Source organism: Microbacterium sp. 1154 (assembly GCF_031455375.1).
In the GTDB taxonomy this organism is placed as follows: domain Bacteria; phylum Actinomycetota; class Actinomycetes; order Actinomycetales; family Microbacteriaceae; genus Microbacterium.
Map to the genome: position 1 here is coordinate 361,248 of NZ_JAVDSN010000001.1, position 16,193 is coordinate 377,440.

Annotated in this window: 14 protein-coding genes; 7 read left to right on the forward strand and 7 right to left on the reverse strand. The window is 70.6% G+C overall.

Features of this window, described 5'->3' with window-relative positions:
* Positions 1–3 precede the first annotated feature (3 nt).
* On the reverse strand, positions 4–1,329 hold the full coding sequence (locus tag J2X55_RS01500) for a SidA/IucD/PvdA family monooxygenase (protein ID WP_309821590.1): 1,326 nt from the start codon (positions 1,327–1,329) through the stop codon (positions 4–6).
* Positions 1,330–1,458: 129 nt separating this feature from the next.
* Here J2X55_RS01500 and J2X55_RS01505 point away from each other — a divergent pair, with 129 nt between their 5' ends.
* The 6 genes from J2X55_RS01505 to J2X55_RS01530 all read left to right on the forward strand — a co-directional run bounded on the left by J2X55_RS01505 (position 1,459) and on the right by J2X55_RS01530 (position 7,524).
* Positions 1,459–2,403 (forward strand): methionyl-tRNA formyltransferase, encoded by a 945-nt coding sequence (locus J2X55_RS01505; RefSeq protein ID WP_309821591.1) that lies wholly within the window; start codon positions 1,459–1,461, stop codon positions 2,401–2,403.
* A complete protein-coding gene (locus J2X55_RS01510; protein ID WP_309821592.1) occupies positions 2,400–4,085 on the forward strand; it encodes an ABC transporter ATP-binding protein in 1,686 nt (561 codons plus the stop codon). Before J2X55_RS01505 ends, J2X55_RS01510 begins: the two co-directional genes overlap by 4 nt.
* Positions 4,082–5,872, forward strand: coding sequence for an ABC transporter ATP-binding protein (locus J2X55_RS01515; protein WP_309821593.1), 1,791 nt, complete (start codon positions 4,082–4,084; stop codon positions 5,870–5,872). The genes J2X55_RS01510 and J2X55_RS01515 overlap by 4 nt, the downstream gene beginning before the upstream one ends.
* A gap of 71 nt (positions 5,873–5,943) precedes the next feature.
* Positions 5,944–6,174, forward strand: a complete 231-nt coding sequence (locus tag J2X55_RS01520; protein WP_309821594.1) for an MbtH family protein — start codon at positions 5,944–5,946, stop codon at positions 6,172–6,174.
* Between the two features lie 7 nt (positions 6,175–6,181).
* Positions 6,182–6,862 (forward strand): 4'-phosphopantetheinyl transferase superfamily protein, encoded by a 681-nt coding sequence (locus J2X55_RS01525; protein WP_309821595.1) that lies wholly within the window; start codon positions 6,182–6,184, stop codon positions 6,860–6,862.
* Positions 6,863–6,930: 68 nt separating this feature from the next.
* On the forward strand, positions 6,931–7,524 hold the full coding sequence (locus J2X55_RS01530; protein WP_309821596.1) for a hypothetical protein: 594 nt from the start codon (positions 6,931–6,933) through the stop codon (positions 7,522–7,524).
* Positions 7,525–7,640: 116 nt separating this feature from the next.
* On the opposite strand, the gene J2X55_RS01535 is transcribed toward J2X55_RS01530, so the two are convergent.
* From J2X55_RS01535 to J2X55_RS01555, 5 genes are all read right to left on the reverse strand, one after another.
* Positions 7,641–8,078, reverse strand: coding sequence for a heat shock protein transcriptional repressor HspR (locus tag J2X55_RS01535; protein ID WP_115916729.1), 438 nt, complete (start codon positions 8,076–8,078; stop codon positions 7,641–7,643).
* A 91-nt stretch (positions 8,079–8,169) separates the two neighbouring features.
* Positions 8,170–9,150, reverse strand: a complete 981-nt coding sequence (locus J2X55_RS01540) for a DnaJ C-terminal domain-containing protein (RefSeq protein WP_115916727.1) — start codon at positions 9,148–9,150, stop codon at positions 8,170–8,172.
* A gap of 11 nt (positions 9,151–9,161) precedes the next feature.
* A complete protein-coding gene (locus J2X55_RS01545) occupies positions 9,162–9,776 on the reverse strand; it encodes a nucleotide exchange factor GrpE (RefSeq protein ID WP_309821597.1) in 615 nt (204 codons plus the stop codon).
* A gap of 10 nt (positions 9,777–9,786) precedes the next feature.
* A complete protein-coding gene (dnaK, locus tag J2X55_RS01550) occupies positions 9,787–11,661 on the reverse strand; it encodes a molecular chaperone DnaK (RefSeq protein WP_115916723.1) in 1,875 nt (624 codons plus the stop codon).
* 538 nt (positions 11,662–12,199) lie between these two features.
* The gene (locus J2X55_RS01555) at positions 12,200–13,948 is read right to left on the reverse strand and encodes a DEAD/DEAH box helicase (protein WP_309821598.1); all 1,749 of its coding nucleotides are present in this window, start codon (positions 13,946–13,948) and stop codon (positions 12,200–12,202) included.
* A gap of 127 nt (positions 13,949–14,075) precedes the next feature.
* On the opposite strand from J2X55_RS01555, the gene J2X55_RS01560 reads away from it, so the two are divergent.
* Positions 14,076–15,446, forward strand: coding sequence for an MFS transporter (locus J2X55_RS01560; RefSeq protein WP_309821599.1), 1,371 nt, complete (start codon positions 14,076–14,078; stop codon positions 15,444–15,446).
* A gap of 120 nt (positions 15,447–15,566) precedes the next feature.
* Here J2X55_RS01560 and J2X55_RS01565 read toward each other — a convergent pair whose 3' ends face one another.
* A complete protein-coding gene (locus tag J2X55_RS01565) occupies positions 15,567–16,088 on the reverse strand; it encodes a MarR family winged helix-turn-helix transcriptional regulator (RefSeq protein ID WP_309821600.1) in 522 nt (173 codons plus the stop codon).
* Positions 16,089–16,193: the final 105 nt, after the last annotated feature.

The following is a 16,193-nucleotide window of genomic DNA, read 5'->3' on the forward strand; positions in this document are numbered from 1 at the left end:
CGCTCAGACGCTCCGCACCAGCTCACGCTCACGGGTGCGCAGTCTCGCGGCGATCGAGTCGACGATCTCCGCGGAGCGCACGGCGATGTTCGACAGCAGCGATGAGGTGAGACCGTGCGTGTCCTCGGTGCCGCCCTGCAGGTAGACGCCTCCCGCCGTCGGGCGCGTCGTGCGCAGGCGGTAGTCACGCGTCACCCGCGCGCCGTCCACCGGCGCCGGGGCCGCGTAGAGGTCGCCGAGGATCGCGTCCAGCGCCATGGAGGTGAAGCCGGTCGCGTACACGACGGCATCCGCGTCGATCTGCTCGACCGCCCCGGTGAGGCGGTTCTCGATCCGCACCGAGACACCGTCGGGCTGCTCCCGCGCCTCGGCGAGCGCGCTGCCGCCGTGCACGAAGAGGCGACGGGCGCCGGCGACCCGCTCCGCGTACTCGATCTCGTAGAGCCGCTCGATGAGCGAGAGGTCGACCGCCGAGTAATTTGTGCCGCGGTGGTACGACAGCATGCGGGCCTTCATCTCGGCGCTGCTGCCGTAGTAGTCGTCGACGGCCTCCGCGTCGAAGATGCGGTTGGCGTACGGGCTGTCGTCGGCGGGCGTGTACCCGTACTTCCCGAAGACGGCGTGCACGTCGGCGCCGGGGTACTGCTCGTGGAGGTAGTGGGCCACCTCGGCGGCGCTCTGCCCCGCCCCGACGACCACGAACGCGTCGTGCGTCGTCTCGGGCAACGCGGCGAGGCGGCTGAGCAGCGCGTGGTTGTGGAACTGGCGGGCGCTGGAGCAGACCCCCTCGGGCAGGCGGGCGGTCAGCCCACCCGCCAGCACGACGTTCCGGGCGCGGACCGTTCCGGAGTGCGCGCCCTCGAGCACGACCTCGAAGTGGTCGGGGTGGTCGATGACCTTCGTCGCGCGCGTGTCGTAGCGCACGTCGGCGTCGACGCGGTCGGCGGCCCACGCGAGGTACTGGTGGAACTCGATCCGGGTCGGGAAGAACGTCTGGCGGTTGATGAAGTGGGGCAGCCGCCCGCTGTCGTGCAGGAAGGAGAGGAAGCTGTAGTCGCTGGCGGCGTTGCGCTGCGTCACGAGGTCTTTGAGGAACGAGATCTGCATCGTCGCCCCGGGCAGGAGCATGTCGGGATGCCATTGGAACTCGGGCTTCGACTCCACGAAGGTCGACGTGATGGGCGTGTTGCCCGGGATGGCGTTGCGCTCCCGCAGGGCGATCGCGAGTCCGAGGTTCGACGGGCCGAACCCGATGCCGACGATGTCGACGATCTCGTCGTGCGCGCCGATGTTGCGCGAGTTCTCTGCCGAAACGCGGGCCTGCGTCATCCGTCACTCCTGTCGGTCATCGCCGCCGCGAGTCCGCGGAGGCGTTGTGCTAGCTTAGGTAAGCCTTACATAAGTAAGGGCAGGCTAATCGATTTCCGGGTCGGCCGGAACCACCGCGAAGGGAAGCGCATGCGGGTTGCGATGTTCGGGTACCAGACGTGGGGCCACCGCACGCTGGACGCTCTGCTCGGGTCGACGCACGACGTCGTCGGCGTCGTGACGCACCCCGCCAGCGACCACGCCTACGAGAAGATCTGGGACGACTCGGTCGAGCAGCTCGCACAGGATCACGGCATCCCCGTCCACCTCGCCCGACGCCCCGACGACGCGATGATCGCCCGGCTCGCCGAGTGGCATCCCGACATCATCGTCGCCAACAACTGGCGCACGTGGCTCCCGTCGGAGGTCTACGCCCTGCCCCCGCACGGCACCCTCAACCTGCACGACTCGCTCCTGCCGGCCTTCACCGGCTTCTCGCCCGTGCCCTGGGCCCTCATCAGCGGCGCAGACCAGGTCGGCATCACCGCGCACCGCATGGACGGCGGGCTCGACACCGGCGACATCGCCGCGCAGCGCGCCCTCCCGATCGGTCCACGCTCGACCGGCACCGAGCTCGTGCGGGCGACGATCGACCTCATCCCCGAGGTGTTGCTCGACGCCCTGGCGCAGATCGAGGCGGGCACGGTCGACTGGCGCCCGCAAGACCTCGACCAGCGCACCTTCTTCCACCGCCGCACCGAGCTCGACAGCCTGATCGACTGGACGTGGCCCGCGGAGGACATCGACCGGCTCGTGCGCGCCATGTCGGACCCGTACCCCAGCGCGCACACGTACTGCCGCGGGGAACGCCTCGAGGTGATCGAGGCCCACGTCTCGACGTTCCGCTACGGCGGCACACCGGGGCGCATCTTCATCGCCGAAGGCGACGGCATGGCCATCGTCGCGGGCGGCGACGCCTACCGGGGCGGCCGACGCGCGCTCGTCATCGACCGCGTCCGCACTCCCGACGGGGTCGAACACGCGGCGCGCGACTACTTCCCGACCGGCGGCGGCTACCTGAGTCGCGAACCGTGACCGCGCGCGCGATCCGCGCGGGCGGGGACGTCATCCGCCGAACGGTCGCCCGCCACCGCAGCGCCCTCCTGATCGGCACGGTGCTGCTGTGCGTCCACCAGCTCGCCGAGACCTCGGTGGCGGTCGTGATCGGCGTTCTCATCGATATCGGCATCGCTCCGGGACGCGTGCCCGGGATGGTCGCGGCCGTCGCCGCCCTCGCTGGGGTGTTCCTCGTGCTCACCGTCTCGTACCGGTCGGGCATGCGCGCGCTCAACATCGCGCTGCAGAAAGAAGCGCACGCGCTGCGTCTCGAGGTGTCCGAGAAGGCGCTGTCGCCGCGCGGAATGAGGAGCGACCTCACCCCCGGCGAGCTCGTCACCGTGTCGGGCAGCGACGCCGACCAGACCGCGTGGTTCCTCGACCTGCTCCCCCGCATGATCGCGGCGGCTGTCGCCGTGGTCGCGACCGCGATCGCGCTGCTCGTCGTCGATGTCACCCTGGGCGCGGTCGCCCTCGTCGCCATGCCGGTCTTCTTCGCGCTGGCCCACGCCGCCGCCCCGAAGATCACGGCGAGGGCCGTGCAGCAGCAGTCGCGCGTGGCCGAGGCGACGGCGCTCGCCGGCGACCTCATCTCGGGTGCGCGATCGCTCGCCGGCATCGGGGCGCAGGATGCCGCGGCCCGGCGGTACAGAGGCGCGAGCCGCGTCGCCCTGTCGGCCGCGATGTCGACGAACCGGTGGATCGCGCTGCAGCGCGGTGTCACGGCGGCGCTGAGCGGCGTCGCCGCCGCGGTGATCGCCTCGGTCGCCGGCTGGTACGCCCTCACTGGGCGCATCACGACGGGCGAACTGGTCACGGTGGTGGGGCTCGCGCAGTTCCTCATCGAACCCCTCACCACATTGTCGGGCCTGCCGGCCACCGCCGCCAAGGCCCGGGGATCCGCCGAACGGGTGGCCGCCGTGCTCGCCGCGGAGCCGCTGTTGCCCGCGGCGACCTCGTCATCCGCCTCCGCCGAGGCACCGGGGGTGCGGCTGCGGGACGTGCACCACCGTTCGCTCGACGGTGTCGACCTCGAGGTGCGGTCGGCCGAGATCACGGCGGTCTTCGCGCACGACGCCGCCGACGGCGACGCCGTGGCCTCCCTGCTCGCGGGGCGGATCGCCCCCGAGTCGTATGGCGGCAGCGTCGAGGTACACGGCGGGGGTGAGGGGTCGCTGATCGCCGAGCCGCACGAGGCGCACCTGTTCAGCGGCACCATCCGCGACAACGTCATCGCGGGCGACGAGCCCGTCGACCCCGCCCGTCTGACGCGCGCCCTGCGCGCGTCCGGTGCCGACCAGGTCGTCGACCTCTTCGAAGCGGGTCTCGAGCACCCCCTCATCGACCGGGGCCACAACCTCTCCGGCGGCCAACGCCAACGCCTCGCGCTCGCGCGCGCCCTGTACGCCGATGCCCGCGTGCTCGTGCTGCACGAGCCCACGACGGCCGTCGACTCGGTGACCGAGCAGCGGATCGCCGCGGGCGTCCGCGCGCTCCGCAGCCGAACAGGCACGTCCACGGTCGTCGTCACCGGCTCGCCCGCGCTGCTCGCGATGGCCGACCGCGTCGCGGTGCTCCGGCACGGCCGCGTGATCGCCGAGGGCACGCATCGCGAGCTGCTCGAGACCGACCCGCTCTACGCCGAGGCGGTGGCGAGATGACGACGCCGCCCCCGGTCTCGCTGCCGATCGCGCGCTATCGCGATTCGCTGCGGTGGCTCGCCCGCACGACGCTGCGGCATCCCCTCCTCCTGGTCGCCGCCCTCGGAACGGGCGTGCTCGCTGCCGCAGCCGCGCTCGTGCCGGTGTACGCCATGGGCTGGCTCGTCGATGCCACGGTCGCCGGTCGCGCGGCATCCGACATCGTCGTGCTCGTCGTCGTGCTGGTGGCGGCCGCCCTCGTCGCGGGCGCACTCTCGGGACTCAGCACGTACGTCATCGTGCGACTCGGCGAGACCGCCGTCGCCGTGTTGCGCGAAGACGTCGTCGCGGGCGTGCTCGACCTGCCGTCGGGCGTGGCCGAGCGCGGTGGGCGCGGCGACGTGCTCTCGCGCGTCGGCGACGATATCGCCCGCATCACGCGCGCCGGCGGCGAGGTCGTTCCGGCCGTGCTGTCGGCGGTCCTGCTCGTGGCCGTGTCTCTGGGCTCGCTGTTCGGCGTCGATCCGGTGCTCGGGGTCGGCGGGCTGCTGACGCTTCCCCTCTACGGCGTCGCCCTGCTGTGGTACCTGCCCCGCAGTGCCCACGTGTACGCGGAGGAGCGCGTCGCCGCCGGCGAGCGCACCGAGGCCCTCGCATCGAGTCTGTTCGGCCGTGAGACGGTGCACGCGTACCGGATGGAGCAGGCGCGCCTCGACGAGATCCGCACGGCATCCGACCGAATGCGGTCTCTGTCGGTCTCGGTCTTCCGCCTGCTGCTGGGGTTCGTCGGGCGCGTGAACCTCGCGGAATTCTGCGGCATGGCCGTGCTGTTCGTCGTGGGGTTCGTGCGCTACACCCAGGGTGACGTCACGATCGGCGGCGTGACGACGGCGATCCTGCTCTTCCACCGCCTGTTCACCCCCCTCGGAACCGTGCTGTTCCTCTTCGACGACATGCAGTCCGCCGGCGCGGCGATGAACCGCCTCGTCGGGGTCGTCCGCATGCCGTCCGCCCGTGCTGCCGCGCGGGCGACCCCGGCCGACCGCGTGCTGCGGGTCGACGACGTCCGTTTCGCCTACGGACCGGGCGACGACGTGCTGCACGGCGTCTCGTTCACCGTTCCCGCCGGAAGGCGGCTCGCGCTCGTGGGCGCCTCGGGGGCCGGCAAGACCACGGCGGCCCTCGTCGCGGCGGGTGCCCTCGCCCCCGATTCCGGCAATGTCCGGCTCGGCGGTGCGGCGTTGTCCGAGATCGGCACCGACGCGCTGCGCTCCCGCGTCGCCGTGCTCAGCCAAGACGTCCACGTCGTGGCGGGCCCCCTGATCGACGATCTCCGTCTCGCCGACGAGAATGCGGACGAGGATGCCGTCTGGCGCGCCCTCGAGACCGTCGGGGCCGACGCGTGGGTGCGGGCCCTGCCCGCGGGCGTGCACACCGAGGTCGGCGCGCACCACCACCGGCTCACCGCCGCGCAGCAGCAGCAGATCGCCCTCGCCCGTCTCGTGCTGAGAGACCCCGACGTCGCGATCCTCGACGAGGCGACCGCCGAAGCCGGCAGCGCCGGTGCGTCCGCGCTCGAACGCGCCGCCCTCGCAGCGACCGAGGGACGCACGACGCTGATCGTCGCGCACCGCCTCACACAGGCGGCATCCGCCGACGCGATCGCCGTCATGGCGGCGGGGCGCATCGTGGAGTTCGGCTCGCACGAGGCCCTGCTCGCCCAGAAGGGGGCGTACGCGCGGCAGTGGGATGCTTGGCGAGGACACCCCGCGCCCCCGAGCGACCCATCGAGACCGTCTTCGGACTGACGGCGTCGCAGCCTCGTGTCGGGGCGCCCCTCCGATCTGAAAATCCCCACCCGAAGAGACAGGAGACACCTATGTCGCAGAACCCGTTCGACGACGAGTCCGGCCGCTTCCTCGTGCTGGTCAACGCCGAGGAGCAGCATTCGCTCTGGCCGGTGTTCGCGCCCGTGCCGGACGGCTGGAGCCTGGCCTTCGGGGGCCCCGACGGTGCCGAACGCGGCGAGTGCCTGACATTCGTCGAGACGAACTGGACCGACCTGCGGCCCCTCAGCCTCCGCGAGGCGCAGGACACGACGACGCGTTGAGCGGTCGATGATCGAAAGCATCCTGCCGGCCGCCGCGCATGCCGTCGAGGAGTTCGACGGTCCGGGCGGGCAGTCCCACCCGGACCCCGCGGCCGATGACGACACGCCCTTCCCCGAGGAGGAAGCCGTCATCCGGGATGCCGTGCCGAAACGCCGCGACGAGTTCCGCGCCGTCCGCCGCTGCGCACGCCGCGCGCTCGCGCGCCTCGGTCACGCGCCCGTCCCGCTGATTCCCGGGCCGGCCGGGGCACCGATCTGGCCCGCGGGCATCACCGGCAGCATGACGCACTGCCCCGGCTACCGCGCGGCCGCGGTCGCCGACCGCGCGCAGCTCCCGACGATCGGGATCGACGCCGAGCCCGACGAGCCGCTCCCCCGCGACGTGCTGGGCCTCATCGCGCGACCGGAGGAGCTCACGCGCCTCGCCGACGCGGCATCCGCCGATCCGTCGTTCCACGCGGATCGTCTGCTCTTCAGCGCGAAGGAGTCGGTGTACAAGGCCTGGTACCCGCTGACGCAGCGGTGGCTCGACTTCGACGAGGTGTCGGTGACCATCGACCGTGACGGACGCCGTTTCGACGCCGTGGTGCTGGCGCCGAGCGCCGGGACGTTCGTCCGGTACGCGGGAACGTGGACCACCGGCTCCGGCCTGATCCTCACCGCGTGCGTGCTGGCCGACACCGCCTGAGCGTTCTCTCCTCGCGAACGCCGGGAATCGACATCCCACTCCCCGGGGCCGGATCGTAGGCTGATCGCATGTCCCGACTCCAGGCCGACGCTCCCGCCGACCGCTGGGTTCCCGTGACGGGTTCCCTGGGATTCCGTGGCCGCCGCCACCGGAAGGCCGCGATCGGCATGCTGTTGAGCCAGGCCAATCGGGCCGCCGGTGCCGCGCCGAGGCCGGGCGGCGGCGCGTTCGCGTGGATCCTCAGCCAGGCGGCGCCCCTGCTCATGCGCCGAGCCGCGGGCCGCGTGCTGGTCTGGGTGTGGAAGAGCGACCCCGAGCTGCTCGTCGTCATGGCCCAGCTGCAAGAGGCCACGCCCCAGCTGCGCACGGCGCGCGCCATGATGCCGATGGAGTACGACGACACGGAGTCGTTCCGGAACCCGCACCTCGGAGTGGGCGAGAAGCTCGCGATGCCGCTCCCGAGCGATCCGAAGACCCCGCCCTTCGCCACCTACACGTGGGACACGGGTTCGCACTTCGTCACGGTGACGGCCGTGTGCGCGGACCGCGAGCGCTTCGGCACGATCATCTCGTCGGTCGACGAGGTGGCGCGCACGATCCGCGTGGTCGACGACCTCAAGCTCGGCGAATCCCCGACGGTGCTGCGACTCGACCCGGCCTGAGGCACGGCGCCGTCACCGGGAAGAGGCGTTGCATCCGCGACACGGACGCGCGCGGAAATCGCCGCGCAGGTCGGCGCGGAACGGGCTCTTTACAGCCTCAAAGAAACGACGACGTCTCAGTCGTCGTGCGGGCCGCGCGGGCGCCACAGCACGATGTCGGTGGCGCGGCGCACGCGGGCTCCGTGGCGCAGCGTCACGACCGACCCCGTCGCCCCGGCCGCGAAGACGCGGGCTCCGGGGCGAGACTGCCGCTCGATCGTCAGCTGACGTTCGAGGTCGTTCACGCGGCGCGCGAGCTCGTGCACGCGTTCCTCGAGAGCGAGCAGGCGGGCGATCGCCGGCAGGCTCATGCCCTCGCCCGAGAGGCGCGAGACCTCACGCAGTTGCTGCACGTGGCGGCTGGAGTAGCGACGCGAACCGCCCTGGGTACGCGCGGGCACGACAAGACCGAGCCGGTCGTACTGCCGCAGGGTCTGCGGGTGCATGTTCGACAGCTCGGCGGCCGCGGCGATGGCGAAGATCGGGGCGTCTTCGTCGATCTCTCTCTCGGACACGTCTTCACCTCTTTCGTCGTGCCGGGTGCGGTGCCGGGTTCTCGGCATCCTGTCGTATCGGATGCCGAGAACCTCGGCGACGCGCGCGGGGTTATCGCGCCTTCGACATCAGGTCGGCGCGGGGGTTCTCTTTGGGCTCGAGCTCGTGGAACCGCTCGAGGGCTTCGCGGGCGGCGTCGTCCAGGTGCGTGGGGACCGCGACCTGGACCTCGGCGAGCAGGTCGCCGGACCCCTTGGCGGTCTCGATCCCGCGTCCCTTGACGCGCAGCACACGGCCGGACGGTGTTCCGGGCGCGACGCGCAGACGGACGGGGTCGCCGCCCAGCGTCGGCACCTCGATGGTCGCGCCCAGCGCCGCCTCGGTGAAGGTGACGGGCACGGTGAGACGGAGGTTGAGTCCGTCCCTCGTGAACACCGGGTGCGGACGCACCGCGACGGTCACGACGATGTCGCCGCTCTCGCCGCCGTCAGGGGATTTGCGCCCCCGCCCGCGCAGGCGGATCTTCTGCCCGTCCGAGACACCCGCCGGGATCTTCACCTTGAACGGGACGTTGTCTTCGCCCGCGAGGGTGATGGTCTCGCCCTTGGCCGCGGTGACGAAGTCGAGCGTCGTCCGTGCGGTGACATCGGCGCCCTTCTGCGGACCGCCGAAGCCCCGGAACCCTCCGGTGGTCTGACCGAACCGGCCGGAGCCGAAGCCGCCGCCCTGCTGATCGAACATCGTGAAGAAGTCGTCGAAGCCGCCGGACGGCGCCTGGCGCCCCTGGCCGAAGCGGCTGAAGACGTCGTCGAAGCCACCGCCACCGCCGGCCCCGGGAGCCGAGAAGCGCGCCCCCGAGCCCATGGCCCGGATCTGGTCGTACTCCTCGCGCTGCTCGGGATCGTTGAGCACCGAGTAGGCCTCGCTGATCTCTTTGAACTTCGCTTCGGCCTTCGCGTCTCCCGGGTTCGAGTCGGGGTGGTACTGGCGCGCGAGCTTGCGGTACGTCTTCTTCAGATCGGCAGCGCTGACGCTCTTGTCGACACCGAGGACCTTGTAGAAGTCCTTGTCGAACCAGTCCTGACTCGCCATGTGTCCTCCTCTTAGGCCGGCACGGCGACGACGACCTTCGCCGGTCGCAGTTCGACCGAACCGAGGCGGTAGCCGACCTCGACGACCTCCAGGATCGTCGTCTCGGTCGCACCCGGGGTCGGGGCCTGGAAGATCGCCTCGTGCTGCTGCGGGTCGAACACGTCGCCGACGGCTCCGTACGACACCACGCCGAGGCGCTCGGCCACGGCGCGCACCTTGTCGCCGATCGCGGCGAGGGGGCTGCCCTCGACGAGGTCGCCGTGCTTGGCGGCGCGGTCGAGGTCGTCCATGACGGGCAGGAGGCCCTTCACGGCCTCTCCCTTTGCGCGTTCGATCTCGCGCTCGCGCTGCTCTTCGGTGCGCCGACGGTAATTGGCGTACTCGGCCTGCAGGCGCTTGAGGTCGATCAGCAGAGAAGCCTCCTTGTTGGAGGACGCCCCCTCTGCGGCGGCCTCGGGCGTCTGCTCGGCGCCGAGGATGTCGTCGATGGTCAAGCCCTCGGCATCCGCGTCCTGCGTCTCGGACTGCTCGCCCGACGGCGCGGGGCCGGAGGTGTTCTCCTCCGGCCCCGTCTCGTCAGGACCGGCGCCCGAGCCCGTGGGCTGTTCGTCGTCCTTGTGTGCCATGTTCTGTCGCTTACTTCTTGTTCTCGTCGGTCGGCTCGTCGTCGACGACCTCGGCGTCGATGACGTCTTCCTCGGGGTTGGGCGTCTCGCCGTTGCCCGGCTGACCCACGTTGGGGTCGGCGGGCTCGCCGGCGGCCTGCGACGAGGCGTAGATGGCCTCGCCGAGCTTGCCCTGGCTCGCGTTCAGCTTGTCGAAGGCGGTCTTGACCGCCTCGTCGTCGTCGCCGGCGAGAGCCGTCTTGAGAGCGTCGACATCGCCCTGCACCTCGGTCTTGACCTCGGCGGGGAGCTTGTCCTCGTTCTCCTTGATGAGCTTCTCGATCGAGTACGACAGGGTCTCGGCCTGGTTGCGGGTCTCAGCGGACTCGCGGCGCTTCTTGTCGTCGGCCGCGTTCTCCTCGGCCTCGCGCACCATGCGCTCGATGTCCTCCTTGGGCAGCGACGAGCCGCCCGTGATGGTCATCGACTGCTCCTTGCCGGTGCCCTTGTCCTTCGCCGAGACGTGCACGATGCCGTTCGCGTCGATGTCGAAGGTGACCTCCACCTGCGGGATGCCGCGGGGAGCCGGGGCGATGCCGGTGAGCTCGAAGGTGCCGAGCGGCTTGTTGTCGCGGGTGAACTCGCGCTCGCCCTGGAAGACCTGGATCGCGACCGACGGCTGGTTGTCGTCGGCGGTGGTGAAGGTCTCGCTGCGCTTGGTCGGGATGGCCGTGTTGCGCTCGATGAGCTTGGTCATGATGCCGCCCTTGGTCTCGATGCCGAGGCTCAGGGGGGTGACGTCGATGAGCAGGACGTCCTTGCGCTCGCCCTTGAGGACACCGGCCTGCAGGGCTGCGCCCACGGCCACGACCTCGTCGGGGTTCACGCCCTTGTTGGCATCCTTACCGGTCTCCTTCTTGACGAGCTCGGCGACCGCGGGCATGCGGGTCGAGCCGCCGACGAGCACCACGTGGGCGATGTCGTCGACCTTGACGCCGGCCTCGCGGATGACGTCGGAGAAGGGCTTGCGGGTGCGGTCGAGGAGGTCCTTGGTGAGGTCCTCGAACTTCGCGCGGGTGAGGGTCTCGCTGAGCGAGACGGGGCCCGAGTCGGTGAGCGACAGGTACGGCAGGTTGATGGACGTCGAGGTCGAGCTCGACAGTTCCTTCTTGGCCTGCTCGGCCGCTTCCTTCAGGCGCTGCAGGGCGATCTTGTCGCCCGAGACGTCGACACCGGTGGTGTCCTTGAACTGCTTGATGAGGTAGTCGACGACGCGCTGGTCCCAGTCGTCTCCACCGAGGCGGTTGTCACCGGAGGTGGCGCGCACCTGGATGGTCGAGAAGTCGTCGTCCTTGCCCACTTCGAGCAGCGAGACGTCGAACGTTCCGCCACCGAGGTCGAAGACGAGGATGAGCTCGTCTTCCTTGCCCTTGTCGAGGCCGTACGCGAGGGCCGCGGCGGTGGGCTCGTTGATGATGCGCAGCACGTTCAGGCCCGCGATCTCGCCGGCCTCCTTCGTGGCCTGGCGCTCGGCGTCGTTGAAGTACGCGGGCACCGTGATGACGGCGTCGGTCACGCTGTCGCCGAGGTACTCCTCGGCGTCGCGCTTGAGCTTCTGGAGGATGCGGGCCGAGATCTCCTGCGGCGTCCACTTCTTGCCGTCGACGTCGAAGCTCCAGGTGGTGCCCATGTGGCGCTTCACGCTGGAGATCGTGCGGTCGACGTTGGTGACGGCCTGGCGCTTGGCGGTCTCGCCGACGAGCACCTCGCCGTCCTTCGTGAAGGCGACGACCGAGGGGGTCGTGCGGAAACCCTCGGCGTTGGCGATGACCTTGGGCTCGCCACCCTCGAGCACGCTCACGACGGAGTTGGTCGTACCGAGGTCGATTCCCACTGCACGGGGCATATGTGTCTCCTTGATTGTGAGCCGGGCGGATGCCACGACTCGTGGTTCGTGATGAAGTCTCTGCGCGGGTTGAGCCGCGATGACTCAAGGTTAGCGAACGCCTCCCGAGAGGTCAAGATGACTTGATATGAATTGGCTCAACTTCCGGGTGGGACACGGCTCCGCGCCGGGCACCCGGCATCCCGGCTCCCCTGTCCCCTTCTGTGCAGACGATGTCCCGAAATGGGCTCTCTGCCACGCCCCCAGCCAGCACAAATCGGGACATGGCTCGGTTCGCGACGGGGCCGACCGGCGTCACGTTAGACGCCCCTCCCTCGTGGCCCCGGGGCCACTCTCAGCACCCCGGGGCCACATCCGCCGCCCCGCGAAGGCTTCGCGATGCGTCGCGTCCGAAAACCCCGGCGGGCCGCCGGCCCGGTGCACGCACGACGCCCCCGCACCCTCAGCGGGGTATGGGGGCGTCGAACGGATGCCGGCAACCCGGCGCGACGGCGGGGACAGCCGATGCGCGCGCCCGGCGCTACGGCCGAACCGCGACTCAGTCGCGGTCGCGGTCGCGGCGCTGGGGACGGTCGCTGCGCTTGGCGGAGCGCCCGCCCTGGTCGAGTCGCAGGTCGATCAGCTGGCCCGAGATGCGGGTGTCGGCGAGGCGGTTGATCGTGTCGTTCGAGAGGTCGGCGGGCAGCTCGACGAGCGAGAAGTCCTGACGGATCTGGATCGCGCCGAAGTCGTTGCGGCGCAGACCCCCCTCGTTGGCGAGGGCGCCGACGATCTGGCGCGGCTCCACGCGCTGGCGGCGCCCGACGGCGATGCGGTAGGTGGCGAAGCGGCCCGAGGTGTCGCGGCGGGGAGCCCCCTCGCGCGAACCGCCGTCGCGCGCGTCGCGCGCGGGGCGGTCGTTGTCGAAGCGCTGGGGGCGGAAGGCCTCGGCCTCGAGCAGCAGGGGCGTGTCGCCCTGGGCCACCACGGCGAGGGCGGCGGCCACGTCGGCCTCGGGCACGTCGTGGTGCGCGACATAGTGGGCCACGACGTCGCGGAACGTCGCGATCGCGGCGGTGTCTTCGAGAGCCGCGGTGATGGCGTCGTCGAAGCGGGTGAGGCGCGTGGCGTTGACGTCGTCGACGCTCGGCAGCGACATCTCGGTCAGCGGCTGGCGCGTAGCCTTCTCGATCGCCGTCAGCATGCGGCGTTCGCGCGGCGTGACGAAGCTGATCGCGTCGCCGGTGCGACCGGCGCGACCGGTGCGGCCGATGCGGTGCACGTACGACTCGGTGTCGATCGGCAGGTCGTAGTTGACGACGTGGCTGATGCGCTCGACGTCGAGGCCGCGGGCCGCGACGTCGGTGGCGACCAGGATGTCGAGCTTGCCCGACTTCAGCTGGTTGACCGTGCGCTCGCGCTGCACCTGGGCGACGTCGCCGTTGATCGCCGCGGCCGTGTACCCACGGGCGCGCAGCTTCTCGGCGACCGTCTCGGTCTCGTTCTTGGTGCGGGTGAAGACGATCATGCCCTCGAAGTTCTCGACCTCGAGGATGCGCGTGAGGGCGTCGATCTTCTGCTGGTACGACACGATCAGGTACCGCTGCGTGATGTTCGCCGAGGTCGTGGTCTTGGTCTTGACCGTGATCTCTTCGGGGTCGTTGAGGTACTGCGCCGAGATGCGGCGGATCTGCGCCGGCATGGTCGCCGAGAACAGCGCGACCTGCTTCGTCGACGGGGTGTCGGCGAGGATCGTCTCGACGTCTTCGGCGAAGCCCATCTTGAGCATCTCGTCGGCCTCGTCGAGCACGAGGTACTTCAGCTCGCTCAGGTCGAGCGTGCCCTTGTCGAGGTGGTCCATGATGCGACCGGGGGTGCCCACCACGATGTCGACGCCGCGACGCAGGGCCGACAGCTGCTGGCCGTAGCCCTGTCCGCCGTAGACGGGGAGCACCGAGACGCCCTTGATGTGCGACGCGTACTTCTCGAACGCCTCGCACACCTGGAGCGCGAGCTCACGAGTGGGGGCGAGAACGAGTGCCTGCGGGTTCTTGTGGCCGGTCTCCATCTGCGACAGCACCGGCAGCGCGAAGGCTGCGGTCTTGCCGGTTCCGGTCTGGGCGAGGCCGACGACGTCGCGGCCCTGCAGCAGAACGGGAATGGTGGCCGCCTGGATGGCGGAGGGGGTCTCGTATCCGACGTCCTTCAGGGCCTTGAGCACAGCGGCATCCAGTCCCAGATCGGCGAAGGTGAGCTTTTCGGGGGTGGTCTCCGCCTCAGCGGAGTCGACGGGGGTTTCGGATGCCATGCCTCTAACGGTAGCCTCCTGCGCGCTCCCGCGCGGGCCGGGGTCTAACCTGGGGCCGTGCGCCGACGACGGCGTCGCCCCGCCCGGCCGCACCGGGTGTTCACCGAAGGGCCCTACCGTGACCCCCATGCCTCCCCCCGGCACCGCTCCGCACGCCGCCTCCGCTCGCCGCCCCGTGCTCGCGTGGGCCCTGTGGGACTGGGGCTCCGCGGCCTTCAACGCCGTCGTGACGACCTTCGTCTTCAGCACCTACCTGGCGAGTCAACTCTTCGTCGATCCCGCGATCGTGGCCGCCGCGAACGGCGACGACAAAGACCCGGCGCTCGTGCGCGCCCTCGCCGACAACGCGAGCCTCGTCGGCGTGGCGCTGATGATCGCGGGGATCGTGGTGGCGCTCGTCGCCCCCGTCCTGGGCCAGCGATCCGACGGCACCGGCCGTCGCAAGCTCTGGCTCGGCATCAACACCGGACTCGTCGTGCTCGCGATGGCGGCGATGGTGTTCGTCGAGGGCACCCCGCAGTTCCTCGTGCTGGGGGCGGCGCTCATCGCGGTCGGCAACGTCTTCTTCGAGTTCGCCAGCGTCAACTACTACGCGATGCTCACCCAGGTCTCGACCCGCGAGAACATCGGCCGTGTCTCCGGCTTCGGGTGGGGCATGGGGTACGTCGGCGGCATCGTTCTGCTGATCCTGCTGCTCGTGCTGTTCATCCAGAGCTTCGGCGATCCGGATGCCGGCGGGCTCCTCGCCGTACCCAAGGACGGGGGATGGAACATCCGCCTGGCGGTGTTGGCATCCGCCCTCTGGTACGCCGTGTTCGCCATTCCGGTGCTGCTGCGCGTGCCCGAGATCCCCGCGCGGGAGCGTCGCGTGAAGGTCAGCTTCTTGCGCTCCTACGTCCTGCTCTGGGGCACGTTGCGCTCGCTGTGGCGTGACAGCCGGCAGGTTCTGGTGTTCCTCATCGCGAGCGCGGTGTTCCGCGACGGGCTCACGGGCGTGTTCACCTTCGGCGCGATCATCGCCGCCCAGGTCTTCGGTTTCAGCTCGACCCAGGTGCTGTACTTCGCGGTCGCGGCGAACGTGGTCGCCGGGATCAGCACGTTCGCTGCCGGACGCCTGGACGACCGGTTCGGCCCCAAGCGCGTCATCGTCGCCTCGCTGATCGGGCTGATCGTCCTCGGTTCCGCGGTGCTGTTCATCGGCACGTCGCAGACCGCGTTCTGGATCGTGGGCCTGGGCCTGTGCGCCTTCGTCGGTCCGGTGCAGTCGGCGAGCAGGTCGTTCCTCGCGCGCGTCGCTCCCGAGGGCCGCGAGGGCGAGATCTTCGGCCTCTACGCCACGACCGGCCGCGCCGTGTCGTTCCTGGCCCCGGGTCTGTTCGCGCTGTTCGTCGGACTGACCGGTGACACCCGCCTCGGCATCCTCGGCATCGTGCTGATCCTCGGCGCGGGGCTGTTGCTGATGATCCCGGTGAAGGCGAAACCCGCCGTCGTCGCCTGAATCCCGCGCGGGCGTGCCCACATCACACGACCGGCGCGCCAGCACACGGTGCGAGTGGTCGCGATCGGGTGATCTCGCGCTGATCGTGCGATCTCGCGGCGGGACTCGGATGCCGCTGCCTCAGTCGCGCGGCCAGGAGTCGGCGAACTTCGACAGGAGGCGGGCGAACTCCACCCGCTCGGCGTTGGTGAACGACGCGAGTGCGGAGCGCACGGCATCCCGTCTGCGCCCCCGGAAGCCCGACACGAGCCCCTCGCCCTCGGGGGTGAGACGAACGCGGGTGCGGCGCGCGTCGTCGGGGTCGGGCTCGCGCGCGACCAGGCCCATCTGCGCGGCCTGCTGCACGAGGCGCGAGGCGCGCGGCTGGTCGACGCCGACGGCCTCGCCGATCTCGCTGACCGAGAGCGATCCGGATGCCGCGATCAGAGCGTCGAGCATGCGCAGGCGCGCGGGTCCGCCGAAGCGTCCATGCGAGGGATCGGCCACCCACGGCGGAGCACCTCGACCCCACGGCCCGCCGTGCCCCCCGCCGTGGTCGCCGTGCGGGTGATGGTGCGCCTCGGCCGGGAACGGCGGCCTCGGGCGTCGCCCGCGCAGGCGCCCGAGGGCGGCGGCGATCTCGTCGGCGGGGTCGGTGGACATGGGGAGATTTTACATGTCGCTTGACAAGCATCGGGAATGCATGTCACAGTACATTCGTTGTCACATGACATGCAACGGCGGATGAACCGCCCACGAAAGGACTCC

Bases quoted from the DNA above. Each gene is read 5' to 3' on its own strand.
- J2X55_RS01515 (WP_309821593.1), top strand. From the start codon at position 4,082: ATGACGACGCCGCCCCCGGTCTCGCTGCCGATCGCGCGCTATCGCGAT.
- J2X55_RS01555 (WP_309821598.1), bottom strand. From the start codon at position 13,948: ATGGCATCCGAAACCCCCGTCGACTCCGCTGAGGCGGAGACCACCCCC.
- J2X55_RS01540 (WP_115916727.1), bottom strand. From the start codon at position 9,150: ATGGCGAGTCAGGACTGGTTCGACAAGGACTTCTACAAGGTCCTCGGT.
- J2X55_RS01560 (WP_309821599.1), top strand. From the start codon at position 14,076: ATGCCTCCCCCCGGCACCGCTCCGCACGCCGCCTCCGCTCGCCGCCCC.
- J2X55_RS01530 (WP_309821596.1), top strand. From the start codon at position 6,931: ATGTCCCGACTCCAGGCCGACGCTCCCGCCGACCGCTGGGTTCCCGTG.
- J2X55_RS01565 (WP_309821600.1), bottom strand. From the start codon at position 16,088: ATGTCCACCGACCCCGCCGACGAGATCGCCGCCGCCCTCGGGCGCCTG.
- J2X55_RS01505 (WP_309821591.1), top strand. From the start codon at position 1,459: ATGCGGGTTGCGATGTTCGGGTACCAGACGTGGGGCCACCGCACGCTG.
- J2X55_RS01545 (WP_309821597.1), bottom strand. From the start codon at position 9,776: ATGGCACACAAGGACGACGAACAGCCCACGGGCTCGGGCGCCGGTCCT.
- J2X55_RS01525 (WP_309821595.1), top strand. From the start codon at position 6,182: ATGATCGAAAGCATCCTGCCGGCCGCCGCGCATGCCGTCGAGGAGTTC.
- J2X55_RS01500 (WP_309821590.1), bottom strand. From the start codon at position 1,329: ATGACGCAGGCCCGCGTTTCGGCAGAGAACTCGCGCAACATCGGCGCG.
- dnaK (WP_115916723.1), bottom strand. From the start codon at position 11,661: ATGCCCCGTGCAGTGGGAATCGACCTCGGTACGACCAACTCCGTCGTG.
- J2X55_RS01520 (WP_309821594.1), top strand. From the start codon at position 5,944: ATGTCGCAGAACCCGTTCGACGACGAGTCCGGCCGCTTCCTCGTGCTG.